The sequence below is a fragment of the Roseateles sp. genome, from assembly GCF_036404855.1.
GTDB lineage: Bacteria > Pseudomonadota > Gammaproteobacteria > Burkholderiales > Burkholderiaceae_C > Pelomonas.
The window spans coordinates 12967-28109 of sequence record NZ_DASWYS010000287.1; the positions used below are offsets into that span (position 1 = coordinate 12967).

The window sequence follows — 15143 nt, forward strand, 5'->3', positions numbered from 1 at the left end:
GACTCCTTCCGCCAGCCGCGCTGGGCGGGCTCCACATAATCCCGCCATGCCCCGCATCGCCATCATCGAGGACGACCCCACCACCAGCGCACAACTGGCCGGCTGGATACGCGCCGCCCGCCCCGAGCTGGTGGTCGACCAATGGTTCGACCGCGATGCCGCCGAGGCCGCCCTGCTGCGCGAGCGCTACGACCTCGTCGTGCTGGACATCGAGCTGGGCCGCGAGCGCAATGCCGGCGTGGCGCTGATCAACGAGATCAACAAGCAGGGCCTGGGCACACCCGTGCTGGTGGTGTCGGCCATGCCGGCTGCCATCTACCGCAGCATCATGAAGGCGCTGGACGCCTGGGACTACCTTCAGAAGACCACCTTCGACGAGGCCGAGTTCGTCGAGACCTTCCTGGACATCCTGCGCACCGCACGGCTGCGAGAACCGACGCCCCGGGCGGCCACCCGGGCCGGCGACGACAACCTCCAGCTCGACCCTCTGAAGCAGCGCACGCCCATGTGGCGCGGCCAGCGCATCAATCTGCCGCTGACGGCTCAGCGCATCCTCGCCACGCTGCACGCCCGGGCGGGCGAGGTGGTCAGCTATGAGGAGCTGTTCGATGTCGTGAAGAGCGGCCGCAACCGCGACAACGTGCGCAAGCACGTGGCCACCATCCGCGATGCCTTCCGCGACGTGGACCCCGGCTTCGACGGCGTCGAGAACATCCCGATGCGTGGCTTTCGGTGGATCGGGCAGTAGGCTTCAGCGCATGAATCCCCTTGTCGTCCATGCGCGCCTGTCGATGCAGGCGGTCGAAATCTGATGCCTGGCGATCCGGCGCTCGTCCTGTCGACGGCCGCGTGCGTCACCGAGCGGCGCATCGAAAACCAGATCCTTCTTGAAGGACTCGCCCCTGCGTTGCGGCAGGGGCTGCAGATCGATGCGTCCGGCCTTGCCCGCTTCTTCTCCCGAGAAGCCGGCGACGACGCTTGCCTTTCCGATGGGGGTCGCGTTGCATAGCCGCCCCGTGCGCCAGACGGGTCGCTCGCGACCGCGCGACCACAAGAAATGAAGCTCGGCCGCGTCGAGCTGCCTTTGCCCGATGTCCCGCGCCTGGGCGTCGCGGCCTTCCGCAACCGCATCGTCTTTCACCTCGTCTTCATTGCACTGGCCCTGGCCACGCTGGCTTTGGCCGTCGCACTGCTGAACGAGGAGCGGCAGCGCAACGCGCAGCGCTATGAGCAGACCTTCGCCAAATCGCTGGCCGAGATCGTGGCCCAGCTGCGCCACCCGTCGGGCCAGCTCGCGCTGATGAACCCTGAGCCGGCGCAGGTGGACGCGGGCTGGGTCGCACCACAGCTGCTGCCCTTCGCTGCCATCGACTTCGACGACGCCACCAAGGCCCAACGCGCCGTCGAGATGGCGGGATGCGGGCTGCAGTACCCGGGCGGCGCCAGCCTGTGCGTGGCGGTCGGCAGCAATGCCTATGCGGGCGGATTCGTCTATCTCGTGGCCGGCATGGACGCCCCGCCGCTGGTGAGCCGCGAGCGCGGTGCGCTGGACCTGGCCGACGTGCACCGCGTCCAGGTCAGCCTCCGACAGGGGGACACCGAGCAGCACTGGCTGGCCCCCGTCGAGATGCTGGACGCGCAACGCGGGCAGTTGCCCGGCTTCACGGTGGACAGCGCGGACAACACGACGCTGCTGCGGGCCAAGGCCAGGCCACAGCGCGACTTCCGCGGCTGGGTCTGGCGCGAAGGGCCCTGCCTGGGTGCCGCCGAGCCCTGTGCGCGCCGCACCACCGTCTCCATCCGCCTCCCGGTGGAAGCCTTCCGTGAGGCGCTGTTCCGCCCCGGCGGGCCGCAATGGCCACCAGCCGACCTGGCCCGCACCGGCCTGCGCCTGGCCCTGCTGGGCCCGGAGGGGGACACGGGGTTCGACAGCGCCACCCCGGGGGCACAGCCCCCGCTGACCCTCGGCAAGCTGACCGCGGCCCTGGCGCCGGGAGAAACGCTGCGCATCACGCGTGGCAACCACGTCGTCGCGCTGTTGCAGGGCGCCGACGTGACTGGCGCACCACCCTCGCCCTGGTTGATGGCGCTGATTCAAAACCTGCCCGCGCCAGCTGCTCCACGCACGCTGTCCGCGAGGGACAGCATCACCACGCCTGCGGGGCGCTTTGACATCACGCTGACCGGCGACTTGCAAGGCCTGGACCGCACGCTGAGCGCCAGCGCCGCACGACTGGCCTGGCCGGTCGCCGCCATGCTGGCCGCCATCGCGCTGGCCTGGCTCATCATCGAAATCGGCCTGATCCGCCGCGTCGCGGCGCTGACGAAACGCGCGGCCACGCTGTCGCACCAGTTGCAGGCGCCGGAACGCTTCGAGCTGGGCCGGCTGGACCTGGCCGACCTGCGCGGCCGCGACGAACTGGGCATCCTGGCCGGCAGCCTGTCGGATCTGCTGCAGCACGCCCGCGACAGCCTGCGCCGCGAGCAATTGCGCGCCGAGCGCGAGCATGACCAGTGGCATGCGGTGGGCCACGAGATCATGTCACCGCTGCAATCGCTGATGCTGCTGCATGCGGCCGACGCCGACCCGAGCCGGCGCCACGTGCAGCGCATGCAGCAGGCCGTGAAGGTGCTGTACGGCCAGGCCTCGCCCAGCGAGGCGCTGGCCGCCGCGACGCTGGCCGTGGGCCGCCTGGATCTGGACGCCTTCCTGCGCCAGGTGGCGGCCAACGCCGCCTATGCCGGCATTGCCGGCGTCGTCTACGCGCCGGCACCCGACCCCGCCTGGGTGCAGGCCGACGAGTACCCGCTGGAGGACGCCATCACCCATGTGCTGACGAACGCCGACCGCTACCGCCTGCCCGGCACGCCCATCACGCTGGCGCTGCGCGTCGAGGGCGGGCTCGCGCAGGTGGACATCCACAACCAGGGACCGCAGATCGCCGAAGACCAGCTTGCACGCATCTTCGACTACGGTGTCAGCGATGCCCAGCCCCAGGACGGCGCGCGCCGTGGCCAAGGGCTGTTCGTGGCCAAGACCTACCTGGCCAAGATGGGCGGCAGCATTGCGGCGCGCAACGTCGCCGACGGCGTCGTGTTCGAGATCGGCCTGCGCCGAAGTTAGCCCTTACGAACCCGGTCCAGCAGATCGCGCGTCGCCAGTTCGGAGCCCAGCGACAGCTCCAGCGGTGCGCGGCACAGCCCGGCATGGGCGTACTGCAGGTTCTCATAGACCTCGCCGGCCGCGGGGAAATGGTCCAGCAGCCCGGGCAACGCGGCGTGACCCTGGTGCTCGCGCAGCTCGGCACCGAGCTTCTCGACGAGCAACCGGTACTGGTGCGGGTCGGCCGCGTGACCCTGCCCCTCCAGGGCCTGCAGCAGTTGCGCCAGGCGGATCAGGGACAGCAGTTCGTTGGGGACGGAGAGCTTGATGACGGAGGGCATACGGCACCCGGTGTGAGCGATTTCTGCAGCTCACATGCCGCCGGCCCCCTGCATTTCAAGATGGCCGGCCGCGATATCCATCACGCCGGGCCGCGCACAATCGCGCGACGACACCGGAGGTGCGACATGAAACTCCTGCCAGAAGCAGTCAGCGCGGCGACGGACGCCGGCGGGGACGGCAAGTCACCCTGGAGCCGGCATGACCCCGGCGCGGCCTTGAAAGCACGCGCCCGGCTACCACCTCGAAACGCTCCCGTCTGCTCCGTTTCGCGATGAAATCCCTCGGCAAACGCGCCTCCGGCCTCCGCCTCGAACGTGTGCGGGCCTCGCCCCGCTACCGCGTGACCGACGGCGGCGAAGGCTTCCACAACGTGCACCCCATCCAGCCGGGGCTGCGTGACAGCACCGAGCGGCCCTCGCTTTCGGACTTCCTCTGCGCCGAAGGCCGCCGCACGCCGGCTGGGCCGCTGCCGGCGGTGAATCCGCTGGATGCCTGGCTCAAGCCCGCCGACACGGGCCTGCGTTCGACCTGGCTGGGTCATTCCACGGTGCTCATCGAGATAGACGGCCTGCGCGTGCTGACCGATCCGGTCTGGGGCAAGCGCGCCTCGCCGTCCCAGTTGGCCGGCCCCAAGCGCTTCCAGCCCGTGCCACTGGCGCTGAAGGCCCTGCCCAGGCTGGATGCCGTCGTCATCTCGCATGACCACTACGACCACCTCGACCTCCCCACCATCCGCGAGCTCATCAAGCTGCAGGACGTGCCTTTCATCACCTCTCTGGGCGTGGGTGCCCACCTTGAAGCCTGGGGTGTGCCGGCGGCGCGTATCGTCGAGCTGGACTGGTGGGAGCACTGGCAGGCACCGGGCGCCGAGCTGCGCGTCCACGCGGCGCCGTCGCAGCATTTCTCGGGGCGCTCGCTGCGCGACCGCAACGCGACGCTGTGGTCGTCCCTCGTCATCGAAACGCCCAAGCACCGCGTGTTCTTCAGTGGCGACACCGGACTGACCAGCGAGTACGCCGCCATCCGCGAGCGCCTCGGCCCCTTCGACCTCGTCATGCTGGAGGTGGGCGCCTTCCACCCATCCTGGGGCGACATCCACCTGGGCCCGGAGAATGCACTGAAGGCGCTGCAGCTGCTGGGCGGGGGCGCCTTCCTGCCGGTGCACTGGGGCACGTTCAGCCTCGCGCTTCATGACTGGGACCAGCCGGCCGAGACGTTGCTGGAGCTGGCCCCCAAGCAAGGCGCCCAGCTGCTGATGCCGCGGCTGGGCGAAGCCGTCGAGCCCGCCAAGGGCGAGCCTGCGGCACCATGGTGGCGCGAAGCCGACGCGCCGCGGCGCGGCCCGCCCCGGGCAGCGCCGCCGGACGAGGCCGCACGGATGCCGGCGGCCATGCCCTGGCCAGTCGACTGAGCGGCGTCAGCGCACGACGTCGTAGGCCAGCATCTGGATGCCGCTGGCCAGGCTCTGCGACGAGACCAGCGCCAGTTTCTGAGTCGCGCCGGGCGGCAGCAGCGGGATGCCGCGCGTCAACAGCACGGGCATCACGGCCGCCTCGACGCGGTCCACCAGGCCGGCGGCGAACAGGCTCCCGGCCAACTCGCTGCCACCAAACAGCCAAATGTCGAGCGCCGAGGCCTCGGCCTTCAGCGCCGCCACCGCAGTTTCGATACCGTCGCGCACGACGGTCACGCCTTCGCTGGCCGCCAACGTGCGCGACGCGACGATGACGCGCTTGCCGCGCAACGGGTTCGCCTCGCCCTGGGCCTGCATGACGGCCCAGGTCTTGCGGCCCATGACGAAGGTGTCGAATCCGGCATAGAGCGCATCGAAGTCGATGCTCTGGTCGTCCACGATCCAGTCGTAACCCCCCTCGGGGTCGGCGATGAAACCATCCAGGCTGCAAGCGACGTTGTAGCGCAGCTGGCGCCGGGCAGCGCCTGCCGCGCGGCGGCGCCCGCTGTCCTGCACGACCTCGCCGTCGGACTTGGTGAACGGCGGCAGCGGGCCCACCGGCAGCAATTCCAGCACCGCCTCAGAAGGTCGGCACAGCGCCGTGCCCAGCGGCGTGACGACGATGGGACGGTTCAGCAGGATGGGGTGGCGTTCGAGGGCGTCCAGCAGCGCGTCGTCGCCCAGGGTCGGGTCACCCAGGCCCAGCTCGGCGAAGGGGGTTCCCTTCTCGCGCAGCAGTGCCCGCAACGGCTGGCCCGTGGCGGCCGCGAGTGCGCGCACCTCGTCCCGGGAAGGAGGCGTCTTCAGGTACTCGACGACGCGCGGCTCGAAGCCGGCATGGCGGATCAACGCCAGCACATTGCGCGAGGTGCCGCAGGCGGGGTTGTGGAAGATGGTGATGTCGGTCATGGTGGGGAGGCGGAAATGGCACCCAAGGCGCGGTGCAAAGGCAGCGCCGGCAGCGCGCCGACCAACTGGGCGGCAACGAAGGCCGGCACGCTGGCCGGTGCGATGCCGGCAAAACAGTCGCTGATCATGCGGCCCACAGTCGCTGCCGGGTTGGCAAAGGAAGCGGACGCGGTGAACCAGCAGGTTGCACCAATGTACGCCGCCACCGCGCCCGCTGCGCGGCTTGCGGGCGGGCGCAGCACCACGAGCATCAGGCCCAGGCTGGCCACGCCCTGCGCCAGGCATTGGACCGCGCCGCCACGCTCCGCGTGGCCCACTTCAGCCCTTCGGCCAACAGCGCAGGTCGCAGCGCGGCGCTCAGCAGCAGCTGCCCGCCGACTTCACGGCGATGGGCACGGACTTGCCGCGCGGGGCGTCGCCCGGGCAGCATGCCGCCGCGGCCGGCTGGGCCTCGCCACCGAAGGTCGGGATGTCACGCAGCGTGTGGAACTGCTCCCAGGCGATGCCCTGAGGGTCGACGATCCAGTACTTGTCGCTTCGCGCATAGCAGCAACTGGCCTCACCGGTGTCCTGCAGACTCAGGTCCGCCGCCTCGGCTTGGCGCTTCAGCGCCGCCAGCTCTTCCTCGCTGTCGGTCTGTAGACCCAGATGGTCCACACCCGGCTTGCCTCCCCGCATGGAGATCGCGAAGTTGATGCGCGGGTCGTCGAGCATCCATTTCGCGTAGTCGCGCTCCTGCCGCGTCGGCGAGGCGCCGAACAGCTTGGCATAGAAGGCGATGCTCTGGGCCAGGTCTTCGACATGGACATGAACGTGGAAACGCTTCATCAAGGGGCTCCTTCAACAGCAGTGGGGGGCCGGCACGGCGCAGGCGACGCCCTGGCAGCAGTTCTTGGTCAGATAGCCCAGCAGCGCATCCATGCGCAGATAGGCGGCGCGATAGATGAGATTGCGGCTGGCACGTTCCTGCGTCACCAGGCCGGCGTTGACCAGCTCCTTCAGGTGAAAGGACAGTGTGTTGGCCGGGATGTCCAGGCCCTCGGCCATGGTGCCGGGCGTCAGACCCGCATCACCGGTGACGACCAGCGCGCGAAAGACTTTCAGCCGCACGGGGTGGGCCAACGCGGCCAGGGACTTGATCACTTCATCTTCATCCATTTTTCCAGAATAATCGAATTATCGGAACCGTGCAAGCCACGCCCGCCATGACAAGGCAAATTCCTCATGGCCGACTTGAGGAGCATGGTGCTTCCCCCGCTCCACGGAGCTGTGTTCCACTTCTGTCGTGAAGTCCTCGCTCCCCGATTCCAGGCCGCCTGCACCGGCCTTCCCCCTTCCCCATCCCCGCCACGCCGCCCGCCTGCCTGCGAGCCTCGCGCCCGAGGATTGGGCGCGCATTCGCCAGGCCGCCTACGCCCTGCCCCAGGTGCTGGTTCCGGCCGACCTCGACGACGGCAGCGACGAGGCGCTCGACCGCCTGGGCTGCATCCAGATCTCCAAGGCTGCCGGCGGTGGCAGGCCGAGCCGATGGCTTTTGCCGGCCCACATTCCCGTCGCGCTGGCCCAGCTGGACGCGACGCCGCTGACCAACACACTGCGTTCGCAGATGCAGCAGCGCCTGCATCTGCTGGAAAGCTTGGGCCTGCGCCGCGAGGGCCTGGTGTTCACGCGGCTGTGCGTGCATCCCATCACGCTGGCCCACCAGGGGTGGCGCATCGACCTGTCGCACCGCGTGCCGGTTCCCGAGGAGCCGGTCTGGGCCTTCTTCCGCGATGGCGACACGGCCGCGCTGCGGCACGGCCTGGGCCAGGCGCCCGAGTATTCATACAAGGCTGAGCTGGCCCTGCATCTGAACCACCTCGTCGCCCGCAGCGAGGCCTTGGTCAACGAGGCCCAGCTGGCCTCGCTGCTGCCGCGCCTGCAGGCCGAGTGCGGCGTGCCGATGCCCTATGACGACTTGAAGGCCGCGCTGACCCGCGCCCAGGACCGCTGGGAGCAACAGGTCGAAGAGCAGGACACGCTGGCCAGCCTGGGCCGCGAGCTGGCCTTCCAGGGCTACCCAGACAGCTTCGATGCGGCACGCAAGCTGGGCCGCAAGGTGACGCTCTATCTCGGCCCGCCCAATAGCGGCAAGACGCATGCGGCCTTCGAGCGCCTGGCGCAAGCGCTGGATGGTGCCTATCTCGCGCCTCTGCGCCTGCTGGCACTTGAAGGCCGTGACCGCCTCGTAGGCCGCGGCGTGCCCTGCTCGCTCCTGACCGGTGAGGAGAACGTGCCAGCAGCGGATTCGCGCGTCGTGAGCAGCACGATCGAGATGGTCAACACGCGCGATATCGTCGACGTGGCCGTCATCGACGAAGCGCAGATGATCTTCGACGACTCGCGTGGATGGGCCTGGACCCAGGCCATCGTCGGCGTGCCGGCGCGCGAACTCATCATCATCGGCTCGGCCTATGCCGCGCCGGCCATCGAACGCCTGCTGCAGCTCTGCGGCGAGAAGCCGGAGCGTCGCACCTTTGAGCGCAAGCAGCATGTGCAGCTGATGCCGGCGCCTGTGCCAATGACGCATCTGCAGGCGGGCGACGCCGTCGTCGCCTTCAGCCGCCGTGACGTGCTGATGCTGCGCGACCAGATCTCGCAGAACGGCCATGCCGTCAGCGTCATCTACGGTGCCTTGCCGCCCGAGGTGCGCCGCCGCGAGGCCGAGCGCTTTGCCGTCGGGGCGAGTGACGTTCTCGTCGCGACGGATGCCATCGGCATGGGTCTGAATCTGCCGATCCGCCGCGTGCTGTTCTCGACACTGACCAAGTTCGACGGCGTGGGTGACCGCGAGCTCAGCGTCAGCGAGGTGCACCAGATCGCCGGCCGCGCGGGCCGCTACGGCATGCACGACGAAGGCTTCGTTAGCGTGCTGAAGGAGGCTGAGGCCGATGCGATGAAAACGCTGCGTGCCCTGCTGCCCAAGGAACCGCGCGCACCGCGAGACTTCAAGGCCCCAGTGGCGCCGAACTGGCGTCATGTGCAGACCATCTCGCAGCGCATGGGCGTCAACAAGCTCTATGCGGTGCTGAGCATCTTCATGCAGCAGCTGCGCCTGGACGACGCCCACTTCGCCGTGGCCGAGCTGGAGCAGATGCTGGAGCTGGCCGAGGCGCTGGACCGCAACGCCGGTACGCTGCCGCTGCAGGAGCGCTTCCGCTACGCGCAGGCGCCGGTGGACGCGCGACTACCCATGCTGGTGGAGCAGTTCCACGGCTGGGCCACCAACCACGCGCGCAGCGGCCAGGCGGGCGAGCCGCTTTTCCTCGACGAGTACGACCAGCATGGCCGCCTGGACCGCATGGAGCAGGCGCTGCGCATCTGCACGCTGTGGCTGTGGCTCGACCTGCGCTTCCCCGGCGTCTATGGCTACGTGGAAGAAGTCATCGACCTGCGCGGGCGGCTCAATGACGGCATCGAGCGGCAGCTCAAGGGGAAGAAGGCGTTGTGGCAGAGGAGAGGGCGATGATGCGGATCTTTCGCTCTGCCGCGCTGGGCGCGCTGGTTCTTCAGCTTGCGATGTCCGCGCCGGCCCTGGCGCAAGGCGCTTCCAGCCCCGATGCTGCGCAGAACCTGTCGACAGCAGGTGCCAAGTTGAAGCTGCTGTTCGAAGAGGACCAGGTCGATCGAGTGCCCGCTCCGGGGAAGGACTGGGCGGCCGTGACACTGAGGGACGAGGCGCGCCAGCAGCGCGTCAAGACGTTGATCGCAAACGGCAGCTTGTCGAGCGGTGTGGACTACTACCACGCCGCCATGGTCATGCAGCACGCCACCGATCCGGATGACTATCTGATGGCCCACGACCTTTGCGTCGTGGCCATCAGCAAGGGCGAGCACCGCGCCAAGTGGCTGGCCGCCGCCAGCCTGGACCGCTTCCTCGTCAGCATTGGACGCCCCCAACGCTTCGGCACCCAGTTCAGCAGCAACCACCCCTCTCGCCCAATGAAGCTGCGGCCTGTAGATCCGAGCGTGCCTGATCAGCTTCGCGTTGAGCTGAACGTACCCACGCTGGCACAAGCCAAGGCACGAGAGCTCAGCATGGCCAGAGGCTCGGCGGGCGCAAAGCCCGTGGACGACGCCGCGAAGTAGCGGCGCCACTCGGGCGCTCAGGGTCGCACCAGGCCCAGCCCCACCAGATCCCGTGCCGTCGCCACGATGGCCTCGCGCGGCGGCCTCGGCACCCAGCCCAGGACCTCCCGCGCATGACTGGCATCCTGGTGCCGCACCGTGCCCAGTTCGCCGGCCGCCGCCCGCACGGTGGGGCTGGCCTTGGCCAGAAGCCGAACCGCCCAGTCGGGCAGGTCCAGCATCGGCACACGCCGGGCCTGTTCGCCCAGCTCGGCACGCAGCACAGCCGCGATCTCCCGCAGCCACAGGAAGCCACCGCAGGCGATGAAGCGTTCATCGGCCATGCCGGGCGCGGTCAGCGCGCGCCAGTGCAGCTCGGCCACGTCGCGCACGTCGACGACGCCGAAGCCGATACGCGGCAAGGCCGGGATGCGGCCCTGCAACAGGCTTTGCACGATGACCACGCTGGCCGAGTAGTCGGCGCTGGCCACCGGTCCCAACACGACGGAAGGGTTGACTGTGCAGAACTCCAACCCGCGGCCCTCACGCGCCACCCAGTCGCGCGCCGCGCGCTCGGCGATGGTCTTGGACTGCACGTAGGGCGGGATGCCGGGTGCCTCCAGCCGCGTCCAGTCGTCCTCGGTGAAACGGTGCTCGCCCGGACCGTGGCCGTACGAAATCGCGGCGACAGACGACGTCATGACGACCCGGCGCACCCCGGCGTCGCGCGCGGCTTGCAGCGCACGCAGCGCACCTTCGCGGGCCGGGGAGATCAGTTCGTTGGCATCGCGCGGCACGCCCACCGGCAGCGGCGAGGCGAGGTGGGCCAGATGGGTGCAGCCGGCCGCGGCCTCGGCCCAGCCGGCGTCTGCCATCAAGTCGGTGGCAAAGCAGCGCAGCTGCTCTCGCGCCTCACCTGTATCCGCACCGAGCAGCCGGCGCAGGGCCGGCTCCCGCCTCGGGTCACGCAATGTCGTGTGAACCTCACAGCCGGCAGCCAGCAGTTGGCGGATCAGCACGCCCGCGATGAAGCCGGTGCCGCCCGTGACAAGGACGCGGGATGGGCCGCTCAAACCGCCCCCCCATGGATCTGACCGGATGGAAACAGGCCCGGGCCCGAAGTGTTTGCGATGTCCGTGCTCATGGTCTTACCCCCTGGTCGAGCGGCCCCCAAGACATGGCAGCAGAACTCAGGGCGCGCTGGCGCCGGCCCGCCGCCCCGACGTCTGCCCCGCCAGCAGCGACTCGATCAGCGCCCGGCCCTGGACGCCGTTGGTCAACATGACGACACCCTCGCCGCTGGCCGGGTCGAAGCCAGCATATGCACGGTATTCGCCGTTGCTGCCGTTGTGGCTGACACGGGTCGTGCCGTCGCGGTCGGTGATGACCCAGCCCAGTCCGCGCGACGCACTGTAGGGCGAATCCCCCTGCGGCATCGGCCCCTGAGGCCGCAGCATGTCGTCGTAGGCCGCACGAGACAGGCCTTCGCGCTTGCAGACCAGGGACAGGAAGCGCGCATAGTCCTGGGCCGTCGTCACCAGTGAGGCCGCAGACATCGCGAAGTCGGTCAGGTTGGTCATGTCGCGACCGCCGCTGGCCTGCTTCGCGCTGCGGTAACCGCGCGATGCCGTCGTGCCCGGCGGCAGGGGGCGGGTGAAGGTTGAGTGGGGCATCCAGCGCCCCAGCCGCGCCTGGAACAACGCCTGCAGCGTGAGACCGGTCTTGCGCTCGACGAAGGCCTGCAGCAGCTGGAAGGCTTCGCCGGAGTAGCTGTAGGCCGTGCCCGGCGGGTGATGGAAAGGGATGGGCGCGACGCGTTCGGGGAAATCGGTGTCGCCATCGACCCAATTGGGCAGCCCGGTACGGTGGATCAGCACCATGCGCGGCGTCAGCTGCGAGTAGGCGGCCTTGTCAGGGATGCGCGCGTAGTCGAAGGTCTCGGCCATCGGCCGGTCCAGGTCGATGAGCTTCTCGTCGACAAGCTGCATGACCAGCCACGCAAAGACGGGCTTGGACAGCGACGCCGCCTCGAACACCGTGGTCGACGCGACCGCGCGCGGCGGCCCCAGCGACGCCCGGCCCGCCACGGTGGCCTCGTCTGGCTCGCAGCGCTTCAACGTGGCGATCGCGATGCCCGGGACGTCGAAGGCCGCCAGTTGGCCCTCGAGCGCCTGTGGGGTCGGCAGCGGCCGGGGTGCCAGCTCGCCCGCCGTCGCTGGCAGCGGCGCGAACGCCAGGAACAGCGCCACCGGCGCGAACCGCCCAAGTACCCGTCTCGCCCATCTCTTCACGCGATCCTCCTAAATTGCAGGCACAGCGGCCCCATCATTCCACGCGCGGGTGACATGCCGTCCGTCATGCCCGGGGCACTGCCCATTGCCAGGGCCCGGCCGTGCGAGGACAGTCGCGGCTTTCCCATCCCCGAGATCCCTCTTGACCTCCGCCACCCTGACCGCGGGCGCCGATAGCGCGAGCGACGCACGCACCCGCCACGACCGAGCCTTCCTGGGCCATCCAGCCGGCCTCGGCTGGCTGTCCTTCTGCGAACTGTGGGAGCGCTTCTCCTACTACGGCATGCAGGCGCTGCTGGTGCTCTACCTGAGCAATTACCTCTTCCTGCCGCACAACATCGGCCAGGTGGCCGGCATGGACGCACTGCGCCACGCCATAGAGAACGTGACCGGACCCCGCACGACGCAGCAGCTGGCATCGGCCGTGTTCGGCCTGTACGTGGGCCTCGTCTACCTGACGCCCATCTTCGGCGGGTTGATCGCCGACCGCTGGCTCGGTCGCACCAAGACCGTCGTCATCGGCGCGCTGCTGATGGCGACCGGACATTTCCTGATGGCCTTCGAGGCGGCGCTGCTGCCGGCCCTGGCCTGCCTGCTGCTGGGCGTGGGCGCCTTCAAGGGCAATATCGCCGCACAGGTGGGCGACCTCTATGCGCCAGGCGACAAGCGCCGCGCCAGCGCCTTCCAGATCTTCATGCTGGCGGTGCAGATCGCCGTCATCGCCGCGCCCATCGTCTGCGGCACGCTGGGCGAGAAAGTAGGCTGGCACTGGGGCTTCGGCTCGGCCGGGGTGGGCATGCTGATCGGCCTGTTCGTCTACCTGGCCGGCCGGCGCTGGCTGCCGCCGGAACCCAAGCGGGGCACCGCCAAGGCGGACGCCGAGGCCAAGCCGCCACTGGGTCGGCGCGGCGCCATGCGCGTGGCGCTGCTGGTGCTGATCTTGCCCATCCTGATGCTGTCCATCGTCGGCAATCAGCAGTACAACAACGGCTTCCCGCTGTGGTCGCAGCAGCACATGGACATGCACGTCGCAGGCTTCACCGTGCCGGTGACGTGGCTGCAGGCCGTGGACGCATTGCTGAGCACCACCACCATGCTGGCCTCGCTGGCCTTCTGGCGCTGGTGGGCCACGCGCAAGCGCGAGCCGGACGAGATCACCAAGATGGCCTTGGGCTGCTTCATCGCGGCCGGCGCTCCGGCGCTATTGATGATTCCGGCCCTGGCCATCGAGGGCGGCGGCGCGCGCATCAGCATCCTCTGGTCGTTCGCCTATGCGCTGGTCAACAACATTGGCTTCGCCAACATCATGCCGGTGGGCCTGGCGCTGTACTCGCGTGCGGCCCCGCGTGGCCTGCAGGGCCTGATGCTGGGCATCTATTACCTGCACCTGTTCTTCGGCAACAGCTTCGTGGGCTGGCTGGCCGGCCTGCTGGAGGTGATGCCGGGCTCCAAGTTCTGGGCACTGCACGCGGTGCTGGTGGCCTGCGCGGGCGCGGGGCTGCTGATCGTGAAGCTGGTGTTCGGCAGGCTGCTGGCACCGGACGAGGAGCCAGCCACATGATCACCGTCCACCATCTGAACAACTCTCGCTCGCAGCGCGTCCTGTGGCTGCTGGAAGAGCTGGGCCTGCCCTATGAGATCCAGCACTACCAGCGCGACGCCAAGACCTCGCTGGCGCCGGCGGAGCTGCGCAAGGTGCACCCTTTGGGCAAGTCACCGGTCATCACGGACAGCGGCCTGACGGTCGCCGAGAGCGGCGCCATCCTTGAATACCTGGTGGACCGCTACGGGCAGGGACGACTCAAGCCCACGGGTGAACAGGACCTCCTGCACTACCGCTACTTCATGCACTTCGCCGAAGGCTCGGCGATGCCGCCGCTGCTGATGAAGCTGGTGTTCAACAAGGTCAAGCGCGCTCCCATGCCTTTCTTCGTCAAGCCCATCGCCAAGGGCATCGCGGACAAGGTGCTGAAGGGTTTCGTGCAGCCCAACATCGACGCGCAGCTGAAGTTCCTGGAGGACGAGCTCAGCAGCCGGCCGTGGTTCGCCGGCGAGGAGTTTTCGGCAGCGGATGTGCAGATGAGCTTCCCGATCGAAGCCGCTGCAGCGCGCGGAGGGGCCATGGACAGCCATCCCCAGCTGCGCCAGTTCCTGGACCGCATCCACGCGCGCCCGGCGTACCAGAAGGCGCTCGAGCGAGGTGGGCCCTACGACCTGATGAGTTGAACGCCTTCAGCCTTGGGGCCGCGATGGCGGGGCATGGCGGTGGTTGAAGCCCCTGGAGGACGATCTGCAGATCGCGTTCTTGCTGCGCGGCGCTAGCGGACATCCGCGGCGGTACACCACTGCTGCTCGCAAGGCACGCCGTCGTGGTTGCCGTCCATCTGCGTGCCGGGGCAATGCTTGATGAACCAGGTCGCCTCGGCGCAGGACGTCATCTGTGAGCACTTCGTCCGACCATCGCATCGGTAGACGGGTGAGCTGCCGAACCGCGCCTCGCGCGCCTCGCGCGCCCCGGTCTGCAACGATTGCGGCACCGGCGTCTCTGCGGGCGGTATGTCCACGTGACGCCCTTGGGCACGCTCGCGATAGGCACTGAAGCCCCAACTGGCCGCCGCGACAACAACGACCAGCAGCAGGCCCCTCAAGAGCCATGGCGGCGCGCCTGCGCCCTGGCGACGTCGCCCACGCGCAGGCCTGGCGTCAGCACCCACCACCGAGCGAATCACATTGACCGCCTGTGGCCTGCCGTCCTTGCCGCGGCCCAGCTCGAAACTGAGGGTTTCGCCGACCACGGGCCGGGAGCCATCGCGCGGCAGCGCGCTGACATGCACGAACAGTTCTGCGCCGCCCCGTGTCGGCGCAATGAAGCCGAAGCCTCGCTCGTCATGCCAGGAGCGCAGGATGCCGGTGGATCTGATCACGCCCCTGCGCATCA

At 69.0% G+C, this 15143-nt stretch carries 16 protein-coding genes and 1 pseudogene; 8 read left to right on the forward strand and 9 right to left on the reverse strand.

Annotated elements, in window-relative coordinates; all coding sequences use genetic code 11:
• Window positions 1-46: 46 nt before the first annotated feature.
• The 3 genes from VGF12_RS18960 (at window position 47) to VGF12_RS18970 (ending at window position 3124) form a co-directional block, all read left to right on the forward strand.
• Window positions 47-748, forward strand: a complete 702-nt coding sequence (locus VGF12_RS18960; RefSeq protein WP_331177608.1) for a response regulator transcription factor — start codon at window positions 47-49, stop codon at window positions 746-748.
• A 63-nt stretch (window positions 749-811) separates the two neighbouring features.
• Window positions 812-1009, forward strand: a complete 198-nt coding sequence (locus VGF12_RS18965; RefSeq protein ID WP_331177609.1) for a hypothetical protein — start codon at window positions 812-814, stop codon at window positions 1007-1009.
• A gap of 48 nt (window positions 1010-1057) precedes the next feature.
• Window positions 1058-3124, forward strand: coding sequence for a HAMP domain-containing sensor histidine kinase (locus VGF12_RS18970; RefSeq protein WP_331177610.1), 2067 nt, complete (start codon window positions 1058-1060; stop codon window positions 3122-3124).
• Here VGF12_RS18970 and VGF12_RS18975 read toward each other — a convergent pair.
• Window positions 3121-3444: a hypothetical protein gene (locus VGF12_RS18975; RefSeq protein WP_331177611.1), complete on the reverse strand. Its 324-nt coding sequence runs from the start codon at window positions 3442-3444 to the stop codon at window positions 3121-3123. The two genes, VGF12_RS18970 and VGF12_RS18975, sit on opposite strands and share 4 nt — an antisense overlap.
• A gap of 272 nt (window positions 3445-3716) precedes the next feature.
• On the opposite strand from VGF12_RS18975, the gene VGF12_RS18980 reads away from it, so the two are divergent.
• Complete coding sequence (locus tag VGF12_RS18980) at window positions 3717-4856, forward strand: MBL fold metallo-hydrolase (protein WP_331177612.1); 1140 nt, start codon at window positions 3717-3719, stop codon at window positions 4854-4856.
• A gap of 6 nt (window positions 4857-4862) precedes the next feature.
• Here the strand turns inward: VGF12_RS18980 and VGF12_RS18985 are convergent, their stop codons facing one another.
• From VGF12_RS18985 to VGF12_RS19005, 5 genes and pseudogenes are all read right to left on the reverse strand, one after another.
• Window positions 4863-5414, reverse strand: coding sequence for a dihydrofolate reductase family protein (locus VGF12_RS18985; RefSeq protein ID WP_331177634.1), 552 nt, complete (start codon window positions 5412-5414; stop codon window positions 4863-4865).
• Window positions 5391-5807 (reverse strand): annotated as a pseudogene (gene arsC, locus VGF12_RS18990) (arsenate reductase (glutaredoxin)); the annotation flags it as partial. The pseudogene arsC and the gene VGF12_RS18985, both read right to left, overlap by 24 nt.
• Window positions 5804-6076 carry a hypothetical protein gene (locus VGF12_RS18995; RefSeq protein ID WP_331177613.1) on the reverse strand — a complete coding sequence of 91 codons (273 nt, stop codon included), beginning with the start codon at window positions 6074-6076 and terminating at the stop codon, window positions 5804-5806. The gene VGF12_RS18995 and the pseudogene arsC, both read right to left, overlap by 4 nt.
• An 88-nt stretch (window positions 6077-6164) precedes the next feature.
• Window positions 6165-6635 (reverse strand): ArsI/CadI family heavy metal resistance metalloenzyme, encoded by a 471-nt coding sequence (locus VGF12_RS19000; protein ID WP_331177614.1) that lies wholly within the window; start codon window positions 6633-6635, stop codon window positions 6165-6167.
• A 12-nt stretch (window positions 6636-6647) separates the two neighbouring features.
• Window positions 6648-6965: a helix-turn-helix domain-containing protein gene (locus VGF12_RS19005; RefSeq protein ID WP_331177615.1), complete on the reverse strand. Its 318-nt coding sequence runs from the start codon at window positions 6963-6965 to the stop codon at window positions 6648-6650.
• A gap of 127 nt (window positions 6966-7092) precedes the next feature.
• Here VGF12_RS19005 and VGF12_RS19010 point away from each other — a divergent pair, with 127 nt between their 5' ends.
• Window positions 7093-9315 (forward strand): helicase-related protein, encoded by a 2223-nt coding sequence (locus tag VGF12_RS19010; protein ID WP_331177616.1) that lies wholly within the window; start codon window positions 7093-7095, stop codon window positions 9313-9315.
• The gene (locus tag VGF12_RS19015; protein ID WP_331177617.1) at window positions 9312-9935 is read left to right on the forward strand and encodes a hypothetical protein; all 624 of its coding nucleotides are present in this window, start codon (window positions 9312-9314) and stop codon (window positions 9933-9935) included. Before VGF12_RS19010 ends, VGF12_RS19015 begins: the two co-directional genes overlap by 4 nt.
• Before the next feature lie 17 nt (window positions 9936-9952).
• Here VGF12_RS19015 and VGF12_RS19020 read toward each other — a convergent pair whose 3' ends face one another.
• Both VGF12_RS19020 and VGF12_RS19025 read right to left on the reverse strand, forming a co-directional pair.
• Entirely contained in the window at window positions 9953-10987 is a 1035-nt protein-coding gene (locus tag VGF12_RS19020) for an NAD-dependent epimerase/dehydratase family protein (protein WP_331177618.1), read from the reverse strand.
• Between the two features lie 117 nt (window positions 10988-11104).
• Window positions 11105-12205: a serine hydrolase domain-containing protein gene (locus VGF12_RS19025; RefSeq protein WP_331177619.1), complete on the reverse strand. Its 1101-nt coding sequence runs from the start codon at window positions 12203-12205 to the stop codon at window positions 11105-11107.
• A 142-nt stretch (window positions 12206-12347) separates the two neighbouring features.
• On the opposite strand from VGF12_RS19025, the gene VGF12_RS19030 reads away from it, so the two are divergent.
• Together VGF12_RS19030 and VGF12_RS19035 are read left to right on the forward strand one after the other, a co-directional pair.
• On the forward strand, window positions 12348-13766 hold the full coding sequence (locus VGF12_RS19030) for a peptide MFS transporter (RefSeq protein WP_331177620.1): 1419 nt from the start codon (window positions 12348-12350) through the stop codon (window positions 13764-13766).
• On the forward strand, window positions 13763-14431 hold the full coding sequence (locus VGF12_RS19035; RefSeq protein ID WP_331177621.1) for a glutathione S-transferase: 669 nt from the start codon (window positions 13763-13765) through the stop codon (window positions 14429-14431). Before VGF12_RS19030 ends, VGF12_RS19035 begins: the two co-directional genes overlap by 4 nt.
• Before the next feature lie 92 nt (window positions 14432-14523).
• Here the strand turns inward: VGF12_RS19035 and VGF12_RS19040 are convergent, their stop codons facing one another.
• Window positions 14524-15129 carry a cold shock domain-containing protein gene (locus VGF12_RS19040; RefSeq protein WP_331177622.1) on the reverse strand — a complete coding sequence of 202 codons (606 nt, stop codon included), beginning with the start codon at window positions 15127-15129 and terminating at the stop codon, window positions 14524-14526.
• Window positions 15130-15143: the final 14 nt, after the last annotated feature.